Genomic DNA, 19,627 nt, shown 5'->3' with positions numbered 1-19,627 from the left:
CTTTTTACTGTTTGCATGGCTCTTGTTGGGTTTGTTGTAACCAACCACCCAGCTCCTTAAGCATTATCTCCAGCTCCTCCGTCCACGGTTGGGCGCAACTGAGGCGGATGCAGTTGCGGTATTTCTGCGTGGCGGAAAATATTTGCCCCGGCGCGATGCTGGCTTTCTGCTTCAGCATCCGCTGGGTGAGTTGCAGGGTGTCGACGCCTTCCGCCAGTTCCACCCACAGCACGAAGCCGCCTTTGGGTTGGGTGACTTTCGTGCCTGCCGGGAAATATTGGCTAATGGCCTGGGTAAACAGGCTGACCTGTTGCGCGTAACGGTTCCGCACTTGCCTAAGATGGCGTTCGTAACTGCCGTGTGCGAGGAAATCAGCAATTGCCAGCTGCGGGAGGGTGGGTGCAGCGAGATTGGTGACGTATTTGAGGTATTCGGCACGCGGGAAATACGTTTCCGGCAACACCATCCAGCCGATGCGCAGACCTTGCGCGATGGTCTTGGAAAAGGAGGAGCAATAGATCACGTTAACGCCTTCCGCGTCGAAGCTGTGCAGGCTGCGCGGGCGTTCGTGGCTGAAGCCAAGGTCACCGTAAATGTCGTCTTCGATCAGCATTAGGCGATGGCGTTTGGCCAGTTTCACCAGTTGTTGTTTGTGCGCATCCGGCATCAGGCTGCCGAGCGGGTTGCCGAAATTGGGGATCAGCACGCAGGCTTGCACCGGCCATTGTTCCAGCGCGAGTTCGAGGGCGGGCAGGCTGATGCCGGTTTGCGGGTCGGTGGGGATTTCCAGCGCCTTCATGCCCAGTGATTCGATGGCTTGCAGCAGGCCATAGAAGGTGGGCGATTCGATGGCGATGATGTCGCCGGGTTGTGCCACGGTTTGCAGGGCGAGGGCAAGCGCTTCCTGACAGCCGTTGGTGATGAGGATGCGCCCGGCGGTGACGCGGCTGGCGGCAAGGTACATGCGCCGCGCGATCTGCTGCAGCAATTCCGGCAGGCCGGGTGGGAAGGCGTAGTTGGCGGCGCGCATCCCGTGCAGCCGCGCAACTTTGGTCATGCTGCGCTGGAAGGCGCGCATGGGCATGAAGGAAGCGTCCGGCACGGCTGCGCCGAGTTGCACGAAACCGGGTTGGTTGGCAGCCTGCGCCAGTTGCAATACCAGTTCCTGACCGGTGACCGGGGTAGGTTTGGTGTCTGGTTGGGAAGGTGCGGGCGTATCCGGCTGCGGCCAGTTCCGCTGGCTGACGTAGTAGCCGGAGCGGGGGCGGGCTTCGAGCACGCCACTGTTTTCCAGTTGCCATTGCGCCTGCACCACGGTGGAAACGCTGACGCCGAACTGCTGGCTAAGGCGGCGCACGCCGGGCAGGCGCGAGCTGGGCGGGTAGACGCCAGCATCAATATGGTCGCGGATTTTGGCGGCGATGTCGTGGTAGAGGGTCATGGCAGTACAGATTGATCATGTTGGCGATCACTCTAAATCTGTATGGCATTGTGGGCAAGCGTTATGCTTGGTTACTTGTCACCAAGCACACAAACAGCCACACCCACATCAACACCAGCAACGCATAACTGAACAAAAATACCCGCATCCGCTGGCGTAGCTTGTTTTGACCCAGGTGAATGAGGGTGTGGGCAAGGCGTGTGCCGACATACCCCCAGCCCAGCCACATCAACGCCCAATCTGCTTGCTGCGTCACGTAAGCCAGTAGCACGACCACATAAAACAGCATCGGCATTTCAAACAGGTTGTCGTAATGCTGGGTGGCCTGCACCACATAATCCGGCAGTTTTGCGCCGTGGTTGAGCCTGAAATAGAGTGGTGCCAAACCGCTTTTGACGGCCTTGATCCGGCAACGCAGCAACCACGCAGCGGCCACAAAAGTTAGTAAGGCCATCGCGAAGGCAGGGTATAGAACGAGTATTTGCGGCATGCGTTTCTCCTTGGGTTTTCCGCCTGATGCTAATAGGATACAAAATATGTTCAAGATCATATTCTGAGTGCGCCGCCATGCCTTACCCCGATACCCACAAGCCTAAAACCCGCGAAAAGATTTTGCACAGCGCCGCCCGGCTGTTTTCCTGGCACGGCTTCGACAATGTGTCGATTGATGCGGTGATGGCGGATGTAGGGCTGACGCGCGGGGCGTTTTACAGCCATTTCAGTGACAAGGGCGCCTTGTATGCGGAGGCGATCAGTTACGCCGCCTTGCACAGCCAGTTAGTGAAATACAAACCGGCTTCACCCGGCGAGAACCGCTTGCAGGCGTTACTGGATGTGTACCTCAGCCACCAGCATGTCGGTCAGGAAGCGTTCCCTTGCCCGCTGGCGTTTCTGGCGACGGATGTCGGCCATCGTGACCCGCTGGTGCGCAACACCTACACCCGCGTCTACCAGAACATGGTGAAGCGCATTGGCAAACATGGCTTGTCGCAAAGCAAGCGGGAAAACCGGCTGGCGGCGACCGCGATGATGATCGGCGGCGTGGCGATTGCACGGGCGCTGGATGACCCGGAAACGGTGGATGAACTGCTGGCGGCCTGCCGCAAGTTTGGGTTGGTGCTGTTGGAGGAGGAAGAAAATGGGTAGTCACATTCAAGCACTCCAGCACAAAAAACTATTGCCCTCCCCACCTGCTTTCTTGGCTGACGCCGTGCAGTACGAAGTCATCATGGGTTCGGTGGCCTATGGCGTCAGCAACGACAGCTCGGACATGGACATCTACGGTTTCGCGATTCCGCCCAAAACCCTGATGTTTCCGCATTTGCGTGGGGAAATTCTGGGTTTTGACACCTATTCGCCGCCATTCGAGCAGTACCAGCATCAGGTGACAATTATCAGCGCGATCGAAAGTGGTAGCCGTTCGTGGGGTTGAAGCGATTCTTTTACATTGCCCGCGCCACCTTGAGCGCCTTGTGGATTGCGCGTGAGCACAGTATGCCGCCCATCGTGTTCCCGGATTTATTGCGGGGGTTGACGGATGATGCGGCGGTACTGGAGGCATTTCAGCGGCAGATTCGGGATAAGGCGACGAAGACTGAGGCGGAAACGGGGGTGGTTGATCCATTGTGTGTGGCGTTTGTGCGGGAGGCGTATCGGGAGATGGAAGGGGCGAAGCTGGAGGGGTTGCCGCCACGACAACATGCCTTGAGCAATGACGACTTGCGTATTCTGCTAGCGTTCCGGGAATAGGTTCTTGCGCTTGAAACCGACCCCGAATGGTCAGGGCATTTGTTGTGGATTGAGGATGTATTGTCAAATACATAAGCAATACAGGGATGCAATGTATCCGTTAATCACCAAGATTCACATAACCACAATATAACTTGCAAGATGCCATCAGGCGACTACAATGCTTTCATTTGCCAGCAATGGGAGATCGCAATATGGCAAGTCTGAGTATCCGCAAACTGGAAGACGAGACGCTGCAACGCCTGCGTATTCGCGCCGCCCATCATCAGGTTTCCATGGAGGAGGAAGCGCGGCGCATTTTACGCCAGGCCGTCATGCCACCTGCCCGTTTGGGTTCTTTGGCCGCCGTCTATTTTGGTGAGGAAGGTGTCGACCTGGAGTTACCACAACGCGAAATCTACGAGCCGATGAGCTTTGATGCATGATCGTGGTCGACACCAACATCATTTCCGAAGTGATGCGCCCGCAACCTGACCCCGCTGCCATTCAATGGCTGGATCAACAGGAAACGGCTCACCTCTATCTCACCACGATTACCCTGGCTGAAATCCGTTACGGCCTTGGCATTCTGCCGGATGGAGAACGCAAGCAGCGTCTCATCAACCGTTTTGAAGCCTACGTTGACAAGGCGTTTGAAGGGCGCATTCTGGATTTCACCGCAGACGCTGCCAGCCGTTATGCGGACATCATGGCGCATCGCCGAAAAACAGGCCTGCCGATGAGTATGGCGGATGGGCAGATTGCTGCGATTGCCAGCGCGCATCATTTTGCAGTGGCGACGCGGAATACCAAGGATTTTGAGCGGTGTGGGGTGGAGTTGATCAATCCATTTAAAATGTCGTAATGCACTTCAGATTGCACATCTGCTAGACTTATGCCATTAACGTGTAAATATGACACAAGGAGACAGGAGTGACATCCATGGCAGCCAATGTCTCGCAAGGCGGCAGAATCGTCATACCGGCTGAAATTCGCCAGAAGATGGGCATAGCAATCGGCGATCAGGTCTTGCTGGACTGGTCAGAGGAAACCCGTGAACTACGGGTATTCACCCGCAAGCAACGCCTGCAACACGCCCGCGACCTGGTACGGAAATACGCCCGCAAAGAGGGTTCGGTCGTGGACGAATTGATTCAGGAACGGCGCAAGGCGGCGGCAGATGAGTAAGGTTATTCTGGATACCTCCGCCCTGCTCGCTTATTTGTTTGAAGAAGAAGGCTCCGACAAGGTAGCGCCGATCCTTGAAGAAGGGCGCGGTGTCATTGGCAGCGCCAACTATGCCGAGCTAGTGACCAAACTGGTCGACGAAAACATGCCGATGGAGGAAATTCTGGCGGTTATCAGCAGTCTGGAACTTGAGTTTATTCCGCAGGATGAACAGCAGGCGCGGCTGACGGGGGAATTACGTTCTGTCAGTAAATCGATTGGTTTGTCGTTGGGGGACAGGGCTTGTCTGGGGTTGGGGCTAGCTATGGATTTGCCGATGATGACTGCGGATAGGGTCTGGATGGCATTGGCCGAAAAAGTGCAGCTTCAATGTATTCGCTGAAAGCATAAACGCCTCTGCTACAATGCACAGAGTGGCAGATACATACGGGAATTTTACGATGAAGCGCACCATTGAGATTGATTGCCCACCGGAATTGTTAATGGGACTGCATTTGAACGCTGAACGTTTTGCCGATTACCTGAAACGGCAGGCGGCGGTCAGCCTGTTCAAGGAAGGCCGCATCAGTTCGGGTACGGCGGCAAGCTGGCTGGACATTCCCCGTGTTGAGTTCCTGCACTTGGCGTGGGATGCCGGGGCGGTTTTTCTGGAAGATTCCAGTGATGACCTGATGCGGGAAACTGCCCTGCTATGAGCATCGTTTTCTGCAACACCACGCCTTTCATCATCAACACACACCATTGACATGGCGAAACGCCAGCAGGCGGATTGGGTCATTATTGATGAAAAAATTGGGCGCAATCTGGCGGAATACCTCGGGTTGCGGGTAACGGGGACGTTGGGCATTTTGTTGAAAGCCAGACAGCAGGGCTGGATTGATTCGTTTTTGGATGCGGTCAGCGCCATGCAGCAGTCTGGTATCCGTTATCACCCTGAATTGGTGCGGAAACTGGCGCAGAGTGTGGGCGAGTAGTGCCGATCCTTTTGCCAGCGCTATCATAATGCAAGCAACCGGAGGTGCTCACCATGCCGCAATTACTCATCCGCAACCTTGAAGAAGAAACCGTCAACAGCCTGAAACGCCGTGCGCAAATCAACCACCGTTCCTTACAGGCTGAGGTGCAATGGATTCTGGAAAATGCTGCCAAAATCCAGCCTGATAACTTCTGGGCAAACGCCAGCAGGATTCGCGCACGTTTGCAGTCCACCCACCAAACCTTTTCAGACAGTGCGGAACTGGTGCGGGAAGACCGTGACGCATGAACCTGATCGTTGACGCCAGCGTCGCCATCAAATGGTTCGTACCGGAAATTTACTGGGAACATGCCGCCCGCCTGCAAGATGTCCCCGATTTGTATGCGCCCGACTTCATGCTGCTGGAATGCGCCAATATCCTGAGCAAGAAAGTCGGTCGCAAGGAAATCCCCCGCGACCTTGCTGATGAAATCCAGCAAAACCTGCTGTATCTGCCGGTGCAACTTTACCCGTGGCAGGATTTGCTGCTGGAAGCCAACGACATCGCCCACGCCACTTACCGCAGTGTTTACGACTGCCTTTATCTGGTGCTGGCGCGGCAACTGGAAGGCAAGATGGTTACGGCGGACAAGAAGCTGTATCTGGCGCTTGAAACCCATCCGGAATAGTCAGGACATTTGTTGTGGATTGAGGGTGTGGTATCAAATATATCGTAATGCACTTTGGGATGAGCAATGACCAAGCCATTATTTCAGAAACAAACCCACTTTCTGAAATAAGAAAATCCATATGGCAAATTCCGCGACCTTTCGGGAAATTCACACGAATACGGTGGCATAAACTGCATTAACCAACAATCACTCACTCCCTTCCAAAGCATCCAGACGCTGCCGCGCAATTTTCCAAGGCAACCGGCGGCCACAACTTTCCATCAGCCGGTAGCTGTCGCGGGCAGTCTGGACAGTAATGATTCCGTGCACAACCATTTGCTCAACCAGCCAGAGCGTGCCTTTCACCTCTACCTTTTCGGCGGTGGCGGCTTCTTTCAAATGGTTATCGCCGGTCAGCAGCGGGCATTGTTCCTGCTGTGCCAAGGCCAGCGCCATGCAGTCGTAACGCCCGGTCTTTTTGTACCTGATCGCCAGTTGCGAAACGCGGTTCATGCTGGCTCCATCCAGCACGCCCAGTTCCAGACCGTATTCGAGCAGGTGGGGATGCTGTTCCACCAGTTCGTCGAAAAACAACAGGTTGGGGGTTTGAAACTGGAACGGCAGCCTGAACATTGGTTGCAGCAACTGCCCTTCCTCCATATCTATGAGGATATTGGCGTCGCTGATCAGCAATTGCACCCGGCAGCCTCCAGCTTGCGTTCCTGATGGAAACGGGAGACCGGGATGCCCAGCAATTCCGCTGCCTTGGATTCACCGATCCAGTCTTCCGCCAGTGCGCGGTACACCAATTGCTTGAACAGGATGGTTTGCTCCTGCGGGTAAGCATCGCCGGGTTCGCAGGAACGCCAGCCGCGCATGGAGAACACCTTCCACATCTTGTCGAAGGTGGCGGCGTCCAGCAACCCGGCGTCGCGGGCGCGGAACAGGCAGCCCGCCATGCTCAGGCCGAATTCGTGCTTGAGCAGGTAGAGTTCCTGCCATTCGATCATGCGGCGCTGTTGCCCCAGTTGCTGGCGTAGCGCGGAAGCTGGCAGCAGGAAGGCTCCCGCAAAACGGTGGCAGGCTTTTTCTTCGTCCAGCGCATCCGCCAGTCGACCGTGCAGCAGCAGATGCCCCAGTTCGTGGGCGAGGGTGAAACGCTGGCGGTCGCCTGACCATGTTTGCGACACCATGATGACGGGCTGTGCACCGATATGGGCGGCCAGACCGTCGAACTTGGTTGCATTTTCCAGCGTGGTGAAAATGACCAGAATGCCCTGGGTTTCCAGCACGTCCACCAGATCGGGCAGCGGGTTTTCGCCCAGTTTCCAGTAAGCGCGGACGAATTCGGCTACCTGCTCCACCTCGTCCATGCTGGCAACCTGCCCCGGCAAACCGGCGGGTACGGCAAACGGCTTGACCGGGAATTGCGGGTAGAGGTTCGCCAGTTCGTGCCAACGTTCGGCCTGTTCCAGCACATCGGCATGAATGCGCTTGAGCAGTTTTTGGGTCGTGTTGGCACGTTTGCGGTATTCGATGCCTTGCAGATGAACCTCAAACGGGCGGAAGAAATACTCACTGCGCACGCCAAGCGCCCGCGCCAGTTTGAGCAACTGGGCAGAGTCGGGCGTGTTGACGCCTTCTTCGTATTTCTTGATGGCTGCGTGAGAAACACCCACCTTCTCAGCCAATGCACGCAACGACAAACCTGCCGCTTCGCGGGCGCGTTTCAGACGTTCGGGGTACATGGCGATCTCCGATTGCAAGGTTTACACTTTTAAGTATCTTAATATATTTTGTAAACCTTTGCTGGATGGTGTGGCGCATTTTGAACTATTCGAAAAACTGCGGATAGGGTCCTGAATAACTCTGGCCGGGAACACACAGAGTCAATGTATCCTCTGTTTACCCGGAACTTCAGGTTTGCCGAAAGGCTTCAACCTGCTCAATCACCTCTTGCAGCAAGGAGGCTCGAATGTGCAAGGCTGGCAGTGGTCAATGGCTTGTAGCCGTTGGTGCAGAACTTCCTCCCAAACAGTGTCGGGTATCAGCACGGCTGCGAAATCGCTCAATAACGCCAGACAGCCCAACTCATCCAGATGGATAACCGGCCCCGCATCACAAACAACCAGTCTGATGGCGGGTTCAGTACTTGCCATACAATCCCCACTGGACATCCTCCCGAATAAATTTTTCGGCAAGCTCTTCCGAGTGGGATTCGAGATAGCGGCGTAAAGCGTCAGCCAGCAGGTCGTCAAGGTTGTTGACCCAGCCAGCGGATACCAATTGCTGGGCTTTTATCAGCAGATTTTCGGGCAGGTTGGCTTGGATTGGCATGTTCATTGGCTTATCCCCGTGTATGGCATTTATGGATTCTAGCATGGAATGTGCTGTCCCCCCGATCAGGATCATGGTGTCATTCTAGCGAAAAAATGCCGTGCCTCACCTTGCCAGTGCTATCATAATGCAAGCAACCGGAGGTGCTCACCATGCCGCAATTACTCATCCGCAACCTTGAAGAAGAAACCGTCAACCGCCTGAAACGCCGTGCGCAAATCAACCACCGTTCCTTACAGGCTGAGGTGCAATGGATTCTGGAAAATGCTGCCAAAATCCAGCCTGATAACTTCTGGGCAAATGCCAGCAGGATTCGCGCACGTTTGCAGTCCACCCACAAAACCTTTTCCGACAGCGCGGAACTGGTGCGGGAAGATCGTGACGCATGAACCTGATCGTTGACGCCAGCGTCGCCATCAAATGGTTCGTGCCGGAAATTTACTGGGAACATGCCGCCCGCCTGCAAGATGCCCCCGATTTGTATACGCCCGACTTCATGCTGCTGGAATGTGCCAACATCCTGAGCAAGAAAGTCCGCCGCAAGGAAATCCCCCGCGACCTTGCCGATGAAATCCAGCAAAACCTGCTGTATCTGCCGGTGCAACTTTACCCGTGGCAGGATTTGCTGCTGGAAGCCAGCGACATCGCCCACGCCACTTACCGCAGCGTTTACGACTGCCTTTATCTGGTGCTGGCGCGGCAACTGGAAGGCCGGGTGGTTACAGCGGACAAGAAACTGTATCTGGCGCTCGAAACTCATCCTGAATGGTCAGGGCATTTGTTGTGGATTGAGGATGTATTGTCAAATACTTAAACGATACACAATCAGCCTGAGGGTGGGTTCAGTACTTGCCATACAATCCCCATTGGGCATCCTTTCAAATGGGATCCCAGATAGTGTTCCTGCAATGTAGTAAGTTGCTCCAGCCATTCTTATTTAAGGGTAACTATAGCCGCTCCCAGGACTTCCTGATATAATTTTAAGCATTTCTTCTGAGAAAAGAGCCATGCCTTCCCATCAGCCAATATTCGTCGAACCTTTTGACTGGGCTGTCATTCGGCTTGCCTCACTTCAATGTGAGAAAAATAAACCAGGACGCTTACTCTTCGCTACCGTTACATTATTAACACCAGAGCGCCCGCCTCCTACAAAACTGATGCCCAAAAAACCTTTGGACAAACAACCACTCAAAAATAAAGGTGGAACGGTGTTCTTTCGCTCTGTTCTTTTAAAGGCTTCAGAAGCCGTAGAATGGTATCGATCACTTAATAACGAAAGCTCAAAAACACCACTACCTAGTTTGGTAAACCACCAAAATAAAAAGCTTGATAACATCGAACTCAAAACTCCTGATTTAATCGATGACCCGCTCTGGCCAGAATTAGGTCTCCCATTAAAAGGATGGCTTTCCAGCAATATCTTTGATGAAACCAATCCGTGCCCCTTCCTAGGAACAGTATTCTCACGTGTTCATCGTCGTTTTGGGAATGACTCAGGATTTGAACTTTTTCTTGATGATGCCCAAGCACTCACATTTATTGAACGTCGACTACATATTGATTTGAAAGATTATCCTGAATACCTGGGTAGTGCAGTACTTGTGGTACCTTCTCCGATCATCCAGAAAATCAACAATTTCATGATTCCAGCAACAGAAACAACAGGAGAAAGAATTTTTCACCACATTACGCCATATCCAAATCAAACCCTGGACAGTTTGAAAATTACTTTTTTCGACAAACAAGCAGGCTTACTCTCAAATTTTACCACGATAGACGTCCCTGAAGATGGCATCATCGATATAGATAAAGGTAGATGCACGGGGCAGTATGGTTATGCTATAACCCATCCACAACATGGCATTCTCTATTACTCTGCCCCAAAAGGATTTCTACGGGAAATGCACTTTCAAAGCCATATTGTTACAGAGCACCGTGAAGTTATTGCTCCAGAAAGTGACTCCCCAAAAGCCGCCAATACACGTTATACAGTCTCTCGAAGTCATCCAATGTCCAAACGGGTTATTGGGAAGACATCGATACAAAATGTGAATGCCAGAGTTGGTCAGGCTGTACGTAATCGAGAAATCCTTGTCGAGGCAAAACGTTACCATCAATACTGGTTTGAACCGGGTCAACGTGAAATCGCTGCAAAGCTACTCCGTGAGTTAATCGGCAAGGCGCAAAAGAAACTACTTATTGCTGACCCTTACTTTGGGGCATTGCAAGTTCCACAATTTCTGTATGCGGTAAGGATGAGTCAGGTAAAAATCACCGTGTTAACTTCTCGCTTAGCCTTTGAAACCAGCAAAGAAATTTGTGATGAAACGAAGCAGTCTACGCAAACTCTAAAGCAAAAACTGGCAATGCTTGATCACTCAGTAGTTCAGCTAAAGGAACTCGGCAATCCAGACTGTGAGGTTCTGGTCATGACGGGAAAACCTCCGAAACTTCATGATCGTTTTTTGTGTATTGACGATAATATCTGGCTAATTGGCAGCTCTCTTAACGCAATCGGTGATCGTGCTGCCATAATGATGAAGCTGCCTGATCCAAAGCCAGTAAGCACCTCTTTACAAGACATACTCGCTAACGCCGTGCCTTATAAAATTCAATATCGCGAATACTACCCGGAAGTTAAGCCAGAAGGGGATGATGATGATCCCCAAACCTAGTATTTCAATACAGCCGAGTGAGCGTCCTCTTCGACCTTTGCCAGAAAAGCAAATATTTCGTCCACCCTGTTATCAAGGTGATGATTCCAGCCTGTTTCCAGATACAAACCAGATTTACTCTCGCCGTAACGCTTCCAATACTCATGATTTTTTAATCGACGTATTTTTTGAGGCAATCTCTCATGCACTAGAGCGGGTGCTCATTGTAGACAATTACTTCTTCAAACCCCATGAAGGAAAGGGAGATAATGAAGATGAAAAGATCGATGATCGCATAGACATACTTTTACTACCTATGGAGTCACGCAGTTTTCAAGCAAGTGAGGTGAAAATTATTTCAGGATGCGATGCCAGTGAAACGCAAAGGAGCTTGCAGGCAAAATTGCAAGCCAAGGTTGATCGCATAAACAGCCAACTCCCCCGTCCTATTGGAAACCCTTCCATCAGTATTGAATACAAAATCTTACCAGACAGGCTGATCCATGATCGATTCGCCATTATTGATGATGAATTATGGCATTTCGGAGGTACTGTAGGTGGCTTTGAGAAACAGTTTAGTGTAGCAAGTCGGGGATGGCGAGCCTCTGAATATGGGGCAGATGCCCTATTCCATAACATTTGGCGTTTATAAAAAGGAAGCTTTGTATGATAATGGATCGCACTTTCGACCCAGCCATTGAACTCAAACAATTACTGGATACTCCAGCCTACAACTTACTTGAGCTATTGGCTGATCCGATTCAGTGGATTATCAGCGGTGGTAATGATACAAAGGCGTTACTTGAGCAAGTTCAAGAAAAACTAAATCAACTTCCCACTCTTGGTTCAACTGATCTAACTAACATGCTTGCAACATGGTGTTGTGCTGAATCATTGCACCAATCACCTCAGTGGGAAACATGGAAAACCGTTCAGAAACTGCAATACAACTCATGGGAAATAGAGAATTGGCTGAATCCAGTCATTTTTGTCATTGTAGAACATCAACCTATGAAACAACAGAACTTCATGGAGTTAGCAAAAACAATTTTCATAGAAACAAATAATTTATTTTTACAAGAACCCAGTGAAAGCAATCAAAAAACACAGCCGATACAGGAAAAGCTTTTCTGGCAGCATCAAAGCAAGCCGCTGGAACAAATTTGGTGGGGAGTCGACAGACACTCACAATCATCATACGGGAGAATCAGTGATTGGTTTCAATTGCTAGTCACTCTAGACAAAGAACAAGCAGCACAAACACTCTCTATCATCAAAAACCCTTTTCTACTACAAGAACTCATTGTAAGGGTAACAATACAGGAGGGAGACAAGTCAAAATACTGGAAATACTTTATACAGAAAGCTCCCGTCGCCTTTGAAGAAAATGGTGTCTGGAATGGCCATTTACTTGTTCCTATAACTTTGGTTGAGTTTCGACATTACCTATTACGGCACAACACAAACTACGACAGCACACCAGAAGAAAAACAGCAATGCAAAAAACAAATAGAGGAATGGGTCTCAGATAATATCCCGATCATTCAACAAAGGCAGGATGCTATTCCATTGTTAAAGCGTTGGTCAGCATGGTTAATGTATCGTCTATTAGTCGAAGGGGGAGACAAAGCTGATGACGCAACATCACCAGCTTTCATCGATGCCACGTTACTCACAGCAATAGGTCACTTACTTACAGGAAAAACATTCAATTCATCCGAGATACCACCAGATGCCATGCGCTGGGAACCGTGGTGCAATCTAGCAAGCTGCTCATATTGGGCACAAAATGGAACAGCCATCGTTAGTAACTATCAGGTGTTTTTGAATGAATGGGATTTATCCGTTGATGATTGGCATGAGGACAAAGGGCAGCAACTGAGGGATAGTTCAGAGCATCTCATCAGCACATATAATCAAACCCGTTTTCCCTCAGACCTTGCGTATTTGCTGGCTTATCCTATCAGTGAAATTGATGATTGGTACAAAACTTGGGATTCTGCAATTTATTTACGTGAACTAACAGAATTCGGCACAAGACATGACAGCTATGATAACCGCTCAAAAGCCAGCGAATTATTATTCTTTCTGTGGCAAGTTGGTTTTGCATTATTTGACTTGAAAGCACAACACTCCAGCTCAGCAAATAGTGACCTTGCCCGCGATTTGGCTAGTCTATTCCAGCACCTGCATACATCACTGCAAGAAATGATAGTGATTGTAGATACACTAAATCGCGAGAAGTGGCGGCTAATGCCTGAATTACTGGCAGTAAGGCGCTTGCTTTGGGAAGAACAGGCGGAGACGAACAATCAAGGATATGTTGTCTTCAACAAAGAAGATCGACCTCAATTCAGTGATTTCCTAAAATCTCAAAAAAACCAAGAATTAGAGACTATCCAACTAATTAACTCAGCACTAAGAAACAACGTAATGCCTTCAACTATTAAAGGTCACATTACGGATGCTGGCATTTCAATCAAGCAAGTCATTGATAAGGCAACGAGACTCAACCAAATTAGTGCAAAACACTATCCTCTCAACACAGCGATGCTCTCATCGTTACGTCAATTTATCGAAATAAAAAATACGATGTAAAACTGCTTAGCCAATGCATTAAGGTGATAAGCAATACTCCGACACTAAACTGTTTATCTTGCAAACAGAGCAAGATACTCCCTAAACACAAACAACCGATTCCGCCGCTGCCCGGTAATCTCAGCCAACACCCCATAGCTAACCATATCCTCAACCAAAGAACCCGCCGTATTGGGCGTAATCCCCAAAATATCGGTAACAGTTTTCACGTCAACGACGGGCTTCCGGTAGAGGTGGCGCATGAGCTGCTGCGCATTATCCTGCCGACGCACACTGAAACGCGGCAATATTTCCCTTTCGATACGTTCCTTGAGTGCCAAAATACTTTTGAACACGGCAATGGAGGATTGCGTTGTCTCCGCCACGCCATGCAAAAAAAACAACAGCCATTCACGCAGGTGGTTGCCCCACCTGACCGCCATCAGATGATCGACATAGGCGGTTTTGTTGCGCTCGAAATAATCCGACAAATAGAGGGCAGGCTTTGCCAGAATGTGTTCGGACGCCAGAAACAACGGAATCAGCAAACGCCCCAGACGACCATTGCCATCCAGAAACGGGTGAATGGTTTCAAACTGGTAGTGCGCAATCGCAATCTTGATCAGTGGTGAGACATAGTGCGTGTCATCGTGGAGGAATTTCTCCAGATCACTCATCAGTTCCCCAACCCGTTCATGATGCGGGGGAACAAACACCGCATTTTTCAGGCTGACGCCAATCCAGTTCTGACTGGTGCGAAACTCGCCGGGCTGTTTGGCCTCACCCCTGACACCTTGCAACAGGATGGCGTGAGCCTCCCGCAACAAACGGTTGGAGAGCGGGAGGGTTTCCAACCGCGCCACTGCGTGGTTCAGCGCCTGAATGTAGTTCTGCACTTCCGCCCAGTCATCACGTTTCTCCGGCGCGACATCATCAGCATTTTTAAAAGCGTCTTCAACATTGGTTTGCGTGCCTTCGATACGGCTTGAGTAGGTTGCTTCCTTGGCAACATACATCTGGATGAAAAAGTCGACATCAGGAACCAGTTGCGCGAACGCATTCAGTTCACCCAAAGCGCGGTCAGCCTGACTCAGCAGTTGCAGCAAGGCAGGATCAGCAATCACCCAAGGATGATTGATCAGGGATGGCAGGAAACTCTGGTATTCGTATTGCGCTTCATAGCGCCCGGATTGGTAGTCAGACAGGTTCATATGTCAGGAAGTCGCCTATTTTCTGAAATAAGAAAAACTATAATGCAGATTCTCTACCCTGGCAAAGCAATTATTTCAGAAACTGCATCACTTTCTGCAATAAGAAAATCCATATTGCAAATTCCGCTGCGTCTTTGTACGGCTCCATATCCAGTATTCGGGAAATACTGTACCGCCCTCATAATCACAAACTGCATCTGTATCGCTCCACCGCCCCGCCCTATACTGCCTGCTTGTAAAACAGGACAAGGTATTGCCATGCTCGCCGACACATTCAGCCTACCCGCCTATTGCCAACGCATTGGTTTCACTGGTGAATTACACGCCGATTTCGCTACCGTACAGGCACTGATGCAGTACCAGTTACGCGCGGTTGCGTTTGAAAACCTGGATGTATTGGCAGGCAAACCCATATCTCTCAACCCCGACGACATCGTGGCGAAAATTATCGGCAACAAACGCGGTGGCTATTGCTACGAAATCAACGGCCTGTTCGCCATGGCGCTGACCGCGCTCGGGGTAGAATGGCAATTCGTCGCTGCCCGCCCGATGTTTTACCCGGTCAAACGCCCGCGCACCCATGCCGCATTGGTGGTCAAGCTGGAGGGTAAGGAATGGCTGTGTGACCTGGGTTTCGGCAGCTATGGCATCCGTGCACCCTTATCGCTGGCAGTCTTGGATACTCCGGTCATGCAGGACTCCGACACCTTCATGCTCAGCCATGAAAACGGCGATTTCGTCCTCAAGGCGCTGGTGGAAGGCGAATGGGCAAACCAGTACGGTTTCAACCTGTGCCCGGTGGAATGGGTGGATTTTGCCCCAGCCAACTGGATGAATTCCACCCACCCGGATGCGGTGTTTACCCAAAAGCCACTGATCGTGCGCTTTACTGAAAACGGGCGCAACATCCTGTTTGGTGACAGTTTCAAGCAGGTTTCCGGGCAAACCGTCAGCAAGCGCAGCATTACCCCTGACGAACAAGCTATGATACTGGCTGAGCATTTTGGCCTGGAGGCATAGGCAAGGGCGCAACGTTTCGACACCCTCAACGGAACGGCTGACCCGGTTCATCCGTGAGCAGAAAATCTATTTTGTGGGCACGGCTCCGGCGGATGGGCGTATCAATGTTTCCCCCAAGGGCATGGATTCGCTGCGGGTGCTGGACGATTCCACCGTGGCGTGGCTGAACGTGACCGGTAGCGGCAACGTTGGTATGCGTCTTATACTGTGGAGATTGCGCAAGTGACGAGGCGTTATCAAGGATGTTGAAATCCACTTACCTGCAAAACAAACAGGCTATTCTGCTGGATATGAACAATCAGCAATTCCCGGTCATGGCCTAATATCATGATTTTCAAAGAAATTCAATTGTTTGCAATTGTGCAACATGAAAGCAATCTTCTTTTAAAATCAATGGATTATATGACTCTTGACCGGGAATTGCTGTTGCCGTTACGCGGGGCGTGAATGCCACGATTGACGAAGGGTTAGCGATAGAGAAGGAACAGTTCGGGCGGATGGCGGCAAGCAATGACGTGCGGGAAGGTCTGGATGCGTGGATTGCCCGCAGGCAACCTGTTTATTCGGGAACGTAATGCATCTGCTTATGCAGCCTGTAAACCTGTTGCCTGCAACACCTCAACCAGCCACTCGCTGGCCTGGTTGAGGGAACGGTTACGCAGCACGATATGCACGTTGGGTAATGCTGGCAGGGTTGCTGGCGGCGGCAGGATTGTAAGCCCTTCCGTCACGGCGTAACGCGCCCGCACCGTGACGGCCAAACCGGCCCGTACCGCCGCCATCAGGGCCATCAGGCTGTTGGCGCTGTATACGATTTGCCAGGGGATGCCCGCCTGATCCAGCGCGTGCGTAGCAGCCTGACGAAATTCACACGCGCCCTGATAGCCCGCCAGCCGGACGGGGTGTAGCGTTGGCCAGTTACTGCCTTCTTTGCCGATCCAGACCATTTCTGCCGTGCCGAGGATTTGTCCGGCACTTGGCTGACGTTCCAGGGTCAGGATCAGGTCGTATTCGCCTCGTTCGTAGGCTTGAATCAACTCCGTCGCATAATTCGCTTCCACCACCATGTTCACTTGCGGGTAGGCGCGGGAAAAACGTGCCAGCAATTCCGGCAACACGCTTTCGCTCAGGCTGTGTGACACGCCCAGACGGATCTCTGCCGCCTGACTGGCGCGGGCAATGGCGAATACGGCTTCATCCTGTAACGCCAGCCAGCGTTTGGCGTAGTTCAGGAATTGCTCACCGGTGGGCGTCAACACCCGCCGCCTGCCATCTGCCGCGAACAGCTCGGTTCCCAGTTCGGTTTCCAGCTTGCGGATTTGCTGGCTGACGGTGGATTGCGTTTTGTACAACTGCGCGGCAGCGCGGATGAAGCCCCCCGCTTCCACCACCGTGATAAAGGTTTGCAACAGTTCAGTGCTGATATTGGGCTGTTTCATGTTGTCGTCGATAATCGTGAATTACGATTGGTTTAACTAAAAATAATCGTTATACACGAATCATGGTGGCCGTTACAGTAGCGCCTATCAATCAACACCCAGGAGAACCACCATGCCTTACATCCGCGTACAACTCGGCAAACCCGTTTCCCCGACTGAAACCCTGCGGCTGGCAGACGGCATCACTGATGTCATGACCACCATCCTGCACAAGAAGCAGTCGCTGGTATCGGTGTCGGTGGAAACGCTTCCTGCCTCCCAATGGTTTATCGGCGGGCAGAACATGGCGGAGCAAACCGAAACAACCGCCTTTGTGTCCGCCAAAATTACCGAAGGAACCAACACGGTTGAGGAAAAAGCCCAAGCCATCGCCGCCATTTACACCCTGCTTGGCGAAGTGCTGGGAACTCTGGCGGAAGCCAGTTATATTGTGCTGGATTGCCTGCCCGCAACTGATTGGGGCTACGGCGGCAGGACACCCGCCAGCCGGAAAGGCTGAAGGGCATTGATACAAATCATCCCATGATCAGAACGAAGGCAGGAGGAAACACGCAGTGACTCAACTCACACTCTACAGTTACCCCATTTCCGGCAATGCCTACAAGGTACGGCTGCTGCTGGCCCTGCTGGGGCTGGAGTACGAACTGGTCAATGTGGATTTGAAGGCGGGTGACACCCAGACGCCGGAATTCCTGCGCCTCAACCCACGCGGGCAGGTTCCGGTGCTGGTGGATGGTGATGTGGTGGTGTGGGATTCCCTGGCGATTCTGGTCTACCTCGCCCGGCAGCATGGCAAGGGCGAATGGCTGCCGGGCGACATCATGGGCGAAACGCAGGTCATGCAATGGCTGGCGGTTTCCGAGAATGAGCTGCTGTACGGGTTGGCGCGGGCGCGTTCAACCCTGCTGCTGAAACGCCCGTTCAATCTGGAGCAATGCCAGAATGAGGGCAAGGCCGGGCTGGCGGTGATGGAACAACATCTTGCTGAAAACGCATGGCTGGCGGCGGGCAAACCGACCATTGCCGATATTGCCTGTTACCCTTACGTGCTGCTCGCACCGATGGGTGAGGTGAGTCTGGAACCTTACCCTAATGTGCGGCAGTGGCTGGCGCGGGTGGAAGCGTTGCCGGGTTGGGTAGCGATGAGTTCATGAACCGCGTGATGTTTCCATGATGAATACCCCTGATTTCAACGCGTATCTGGCGCACAGCACTCACATTGACTGGCAACATCCAGCCGTATTGGCGAAGGCACAAGCCTTGGCTACTGGTCACGCCACGTCGAAAGGTGTTGCCCAAGCCTGCTTTGAGTTTGTCCGCGATCACATCAGGCACAGTTGGGATTACCGCCTGAATCCGGTGACATGCAAGGCATCCGACGTACTGCATTTTGGCACAGGCTATTGTTATGCCAAAAGCCACTTGCTGGCGGCATTGTTGCGGGCAAACGGCATTCCGGCGGGCTTGTGTTACCAGCGTTTGACCATTACCGATGAGCCGCCTTTTTGCCTGCATGGCCTGAATGCGGTTTACCTGCCTGAATACGGCTGGTATCGGGTCGATGCACGTGGTAACAAAGCGGGGGTATCTGCTGAATTTTGCCCACCCGTTGAAAGGTTGGCATTTCCGTTGCTGAACTCGCACGAACAGGATTTACCGGGAATCTGGGTGGAACCGCATCCCGCCGTGGTGGAAGTGTTGGAGCGCTATGATACGGTTGAGCAGGTTTATGCAAACTTGCCGGATATTGACCCTATGGATTCCGGCAGCGGCTGATGACTGCCGCCGCCGTTGTTGCTGGCTGCTGGATTAGAAGTCTGATTCAACCTTGAGCGCATTGATCATAATGTCTGCCGCGACCTGTCGTGCGCCATGATTCAGGGCGTCGAATATTTCCAGATCGTTGATTCCCAGTTTGCGCAGGGTTTCCACGTCCGTTTCGCCAACCTGATTGGAGTTTTTGACCGCGCGGATGGTGTACAGCAACAGGGCTTTTTCCTTGTCATCCAGCGGGGCTGTTGCAGGGTTGTTTTCCAGCGCCAGTACGGCATCCATATCCAGCCCCATTTGCAGCAGCAGGCCACGGTTGACGGTGATGCAGTACTGACACCCGACATGGGAGGAAACACACTGCCGGATCATGGTAAACAGCATGGGTGACAGGCTGGGGTGGTGCATAGCGTAGCCCACTGCTTCCGCGGTATGGCGCAAGGCCATCGGGTTGATGCTCAGCATTTTCATGGCGTTGGGGATCAGGCCAATCGCCTGGGTCAGGATTTGGTAGACTTCGGCGACTTCGCCTTGCGCCTGTTCGGGTTCAACGGTTTGCAGGAGGCTCATGCTGGTTTCCTTGGGTGGATGTTAGGATGGCGTTAGCTTATCACTGGTCTGCTGACAGCATGGTGT

The 19,627-nt window shown here is 52.0% G+C and carries 31 protein-coding genes; 22 read left to right on the top strand and 9 right to left on the bottom strand.

Going from position 1 to position 19,627, the window contains the following annotated elements:
• Positions 1 to 4 precede the first annotated feature (4 nt).
• Positions 5 to 1,441, bottom strand: coding sequence for an aminotransferase-like domain-containing protein (locus THINI_RS11330; RefSeq protein ID WP_002708729.1), 1,437 nt, complete (start codon positions 1,439 to 1,441; stop codon positions 5 to 7).
• Between the two features lie 61 nt (positions 1,442 to 1,502).
• On the bottom strand, positions 1,503 to 1,931 hold the full coding sequence (locus THINI_RS11325; protein ID WP_002708728.1) for an MAPEG family protein: 429 nt from the start codon (positions 1,929 to 1,931) through the stop codon (positions 1,503 to 1,505).
• 77 nt (positions 1,932 to 2,008) lie between these two features.
• Between THINI_RS11325 and THINI_RS11320 the strand changes: the two genes are divergently transcribed.
• The 11 genes from THINI_RS11320 (at position 2,009) to THINI_RS11270 (ending at position 6,001) form a co-directional block, all read left to right on the top strand.
• Positions 2,009 to 2,587: a TetR/AcrR family transcriptional regulator gene (locus THINI_RS11320; protein ID WP_002708727.1), complete on the top strand. Its 579-nt coding sequence runs from the start codon at positions 2,009 to 2,011 to the stop codon at positions 2,585 to 2,587.
• Positions 2,580 to 2,873: a nucleotidyltransferase domain-containing protein gene (locus THINI_RS11315; RefSeq protein WP_002708726.1), complete on the top strand. Its 294-nt coding sequence runs from the start codon at positions 2,580 to 2,582 to the stop codon at positions 2,871 to 2,873. Before THINI_RS11320 ends, THINI_RS11315 begins: the two co-directional genes overlap by 8 nt.
• A complete protein-coding gene (locus THINI_RS11310; protein ID WP_040839395.1) occupies positions 2,864 to 3,190 on the top strand; it encodes a DNA polymerase beta superfamily protein in 327 nt (108 codons plus the stop codon). The genes THINI_RS11315 and THINI_RS11310 overlap by 10 nt, the downstream gene beginning before the upstream one ends.
• A 194-nt stretch (positions 3,191 to 3,384) precedes the next feature.
• Complete coding sequence (locus THINI_RS11305; protein ID WP_002708725.1) at positions 3,385 to 3,615, top strand: FitA-like ribbon-helix-helix domain-containing protein; 231 nt, start codon at positions 3,385 to 3,387, stop codon at positions 3,613 to 3,615.
• On the top strand, positions 3,612 to 4,034 hold the full coding sequence (locus THINI_RS11300; RefSeq protein WP_002708724.1) for a type II toxin-antitoxin system VapC family toxin: 423 nt from the start codon (positions 3,612 to 3,614) through the stop codon (positions 4,032 to 4,034). Before THINI_RS11305 ends, THINI_RS11300 begins: the two co-directional genes overlap by 4 nt.
• A 77-nt stretch (positions 4,035 to 4,111) precedes the next feature.
• Positions 4,112 to 4,357, top strand: coding sequence for an AbrB/MazE/SpoVT family DNA-binding domain-containing protein (locus THINI_RS11295; protein WP_002708723.1), 246 nt, complete (start codon positions 4,112 to 4,114; stop codon positions 4,355 to 4,357).
• Entirely contained in the window at positions 4,350 to 4,739 is a 390-nt protein-coding gene (locus THINI_RS11290; RefSeq protein ID WP_002708722.1) for a type II toxin-antitoxin system VapC family toxin, read from the top strand. Before THINI_RS11295 ends, THINI_RS11290 begins: the two co-directional genes overlap by 8 nt.
• A gap of 58 nt (positions 4,740 to 4,797) precedes the next feature.
• Entirely contained in the window at positions 4,798 to 5,052 is a 255-nt protein-coding gene (locus tag THINI_RS11285; RefSeq protein WP_002708721.1) for a UPF0175 family protein, read from the top strand.
• A 51-nt stretch (positions 5,053 to 5,103) separates the two neighbouring features.
• The gene (locus tag THINI_RS11280) at positions 5,104 to 5,331 is read left to right on the top strand and encodes a PIN domain-containing protein (RefSeq protein ID WP_050988034.1); all 228 of its coding nucleotides are present in this window, start codon (positions 5,104 to 5,106) and stop codon (positions 5,329 to 5,331) included.
• Between the two features lie 53 nt (positions 5,332 to 5,384).
• Positions 5,385 to 5,621, top strand: coding sequence for a FitA-like ribbon-helix-helix domain-containing protein (locus THINI_RS11275; protein ID WP_002708720.1), 237 nt, complete (start codon positions 5,385 to 5,387; stop codon positions 5,619 to 5,621).
• Positions 5,618 to 6,001: a type II toxin-antitoxin system VapC family toxin gene (locus THINI_RS11270; protein ID WP_002708719.1), complete on the top strand. Its 384-nt coding sequence runs from the start codon at positions 5,618 to 5,620 to the stop codon at positions 5,999 to 6,001. Before THINI_RS11275 ends, THINI_RS11270 begins: the two co-directional genes overlap by 4 nt.
• Before the next feature lie 189 nt (positions 6,002 to 6,190).
• On the opposite strand, the gene THINI_RS11265 is transcribed toward THINI_RS11270, so the two are convergent.
• The 4 genes from THINI_RS11265 to THINI_RS11255 form a co-directional block, all read right to left on the bottom strand.
• Entirely contained in the window at positions 6,191 to 6,682 is a 492-nt protein-coding gene (locus tag THINI_RS11265; protein WP_002708718.1) for a PIN domain-containing protein, read from the bottom strand.
• Positions 6,670 to 7,731, bottom strand: a complete 1,062-nt coding sequence (locus THINI_RS11260; RefSeq protein WP_002708717.1) for a helix-turn-helix domain-containing protein — start codon at positions 7,729 to 7,731, stop codon at positions 6,670 to 6,672. Before THINI_RS11260 ends, THINI_RS11265 begins: the two co-directional genes overlap by 13 nt.
• A gap of 201 nt (positions 7,732 to 7,932) precedes the next feature.
• Positions 7,933 to 8,142, bottom strand: a complete 210-nt coding sequence (locus THINI_RS26010; protein ID WP_211206976.1) for a PIN domain-containing protein — start codon at positions 8,140 to 8,142, stop codon at positions 7,933 to 7,935.
• Positions 8,129 to 8,326, bottom strand: coding sequence for a hypothetical protein (locus tag THINI_RS11255; protein ID WP_040839394.1), 198 nt, complete (start codon positions 8,324 to 8,326; stop codon positions 8,129 to 8,131). The genes THINI_RS26010 and THINI_RS11255 overlap by 14 nt, the downstream gene beginning before the upstream one ends.
• 146 nt (positions 8,327 to 8,472) lie before the next feature.
• On the opposite strand from THINI_RS11255, the gene THINI_RS11250 reads away from it, so the two are divergent.
• From THINI_RS11250 to THINI_RS11230, 5 genes are all read left to right on the top strand, one after another.
• Positions 8,473 to 8,709, top strand: a complete 237-nt coding sequence (locus THINI_RS11250; protein ID WP_002708715.1) for a FitA-like ribbon-helix-helix domain-containing protein — start codon at positions 8,473 to 8,475, stop codon at positions 8,707 to 8,709.
• The gene (locus tag THINI_RS11245) at positions 8,706 to 9,134 is read left to right on the top strand and encodes a type II toxin-antitoxin system VapC family toxin (protein ID WP_002708714.1); all 429 of its coding nucleotides are present in this window, start codon (positions 8,706 to 8,708) and stop codon (positions 9,132 to 9,134) included. Before THINI_RS11250 ends, THINI_RS11245 begins: the two co-directional genes overlap by 4 nt.
• A gap of 193 nt (positions 9,135 to 9,327) precedes the next feature.
• Entirely contained in the window at positions 9,328 to 10,995 is a 1,668-nt protein-coding gene (locus THINI_RS11240; protein ID WP_002708713.1) for a VPA1262 family N-terminal domain-containing protein, read from the top strand.
• Positions 10,979 to 11,626 (top strand): hypothetical protein, encoded by a 648-nt coding sequence (locus THINI_RS11235; protein WP_002708712.1) that lies wholly within the window; start codon positions 10,979 to 10,981, stop codon positions 11,624 to 11,626. The genes THINI_RS11240 and THINI_RS11235 overlap by 17 nt, the downstream gene beginning before the upstream one ends.
• Positions 11,627 to 11,640: 14 nt before the next feature.
• Entirely contained in the window at positions 11,641 to 13,572 is a 1,932-nt protein-coding gene (locus THINI_RS11230) for a hypothetical protein (RefSeq protein ID WP_002708711.1), read from the top strand.
• Positions 13,573 to 13,625: 53 nt separating this feature from the next.
• Here THINI_RS11230 and THINI_RS11225 read toward each other — a convergent pair whose 3' ends face one another.
• A complete protein-coding gene (locus THINI_RS11225; protein WP_002708710.1) occupies positions 13,626 to 14,762 on the bottom strand; it encodes a Fic family protein in 1,137 nt (378 codons plus the stop codon).
• A 258-nt stretch (positions 14,763 to 15,020) separates the two neighbouring features.
• Here THINI_RS11225 and THINI_RS11220 point away from each other — a divergent pair, with 258 nt between their 5' ends.
• The 3 genes from THINI_RS11220 (at position 15,021) to THINI_RS27015 (ending at position 16,357) form a co-directional block, all read left to right on the top strand.
• A complete protein-coding gene (locus tag THINI_RS11220) occupies positions 15,021 to 15,782 on the top strand; it encodes an arylamine N-acetyltransferase family protein (RefSeq protein WP_002708709.1) in 762 nt (253 codons plus the stop codon).
• Positions 15,766 to 16,008 carry a hypothetical protein gene (locus THINI_RS24280; RefSeq protein WP_211206975.1) on the top strand — a complete coding sequence of 81 codons (243 nt, stop codon included), beginning with the start codon at positions 15,766 to 15,768 and terminating at the stop codon, positions 16,006 to 16,008. Before THINI_RS11220 ends, THINI_RS24280 begins: the two co-directional genes overlap by 17 nt.
• A 217-nt stretch (positions 16,009 to 16,225) precedes the next feature.
• Entirely contained in the window at positions 16,226 to 16,357 is a 132-nt protein-coding gene (locus THINI_RS27015) for a hypothetical protein (RefSeq protein ID WP_281054673.1), read from the top strand.
• 9 nt (positions 16,358 to 16,366) lie between these two features.
• On the opposite strand, the gene THINI_RS11215 is transcribed toward THINI_RS27015, so the two are convergent.
• The gene (locus tag THINI_RS11215) at positions 16,367 to 17,221 is read right to left on the bottom strand and encodes a LysR substrate-binding domain-containing protein (RefSeq protein WP_002708708.1); all 855 of its coding nucleotides are present in this window, start codon (positions 17,219 to 17,221) and stop codon (positions 16,367 to 16,369) included.
• A gap of 112 nt (positions 17,222 to 17,333) precedes the next feature.
• Between THINI_RS11215 and THINI_RS11210 the strand changes: the two genes are divergently transcribed.
• The 3 genes from THINI_RS11210 to THINI_RS11200 are packed head-to-tail and all read left to right on the top strand — an operon-like array spanning position 17,334 to position 18,997.
• Positions 17,334 to 17,720: a tautomerase family protein gene (locus THINI_RS11210; RefSeq protein ID WP_002708707.1), complete on the top strand. Its 387-nt coding sequence runs from the start codon at positions 17,334 to 17,336 to the stop codon at positions 17,718 to 17,720.
• A 55-nt stretch (positions 17,721 to 17,775) separates the two neighbouring features.
• Positions 17,776 to 18,375 carry a glutathione S-transferase family protein gene (locus tag THINI_RS11205; RefSeq protein WP_002708706.1) on the top strand — a complete coding sequence of 200 codons (600 nt, stop codon included), beginning with the start codon at positions 17,776 to 17,778 and terminating at the stop codon, positions 18,373 to 18,375.
• 16 nt (positions 18,376 to 18,391) lie between these two features.
• Positions 18,392 to 18,997: a transglutaminase-like domain-containing protein gene (locus THINI_RS11200; protein ID WP_002708705.1), complete on the top strand. Its 606-nt coding sequence runs from the start codon at positions 18,392 to 18,394 to the stop codon at positions 18,995 to 18,997.
• A gap of 33 nt (positions 18,998 to 19,030) precedes the next feature.
• Here THINI_RS11200 and THINI_RS11195 read toward each other — a convergent pair whose 3' ends face one another.
• Positions 19,031 to 19,561: a carboxymuconolactone decarboxylase family protein gene (locus tag THINI_RS11195; protein ID WP_002708704.1), complete on the bottom strand. Its 531-nt coding sequence runs from the start codon at positions 19,559 to 19,561 to the stop codon at positions 19,031 to 19,033.
• Positions 19,562 to 19,627: the final 66 nt, after the last annotated feature.

Origin of the sequence: Thiothrix nivea DSM 5205, assembly GCF_000260135.1 — a bacterium.
In the GTDB taxonomy this organism is placed as follows: domain Bacteria; phylum Pseudomonadota; class Gammaproteobacteria; order Thiotrichales; family Thiotrichaceae; genus Thiothrix; species Thiothrix nivea.
Note: the sequence above shows the minus strand (reverse complement) of the source record. Positions and strands in the feature narration are given on the sequence as shown.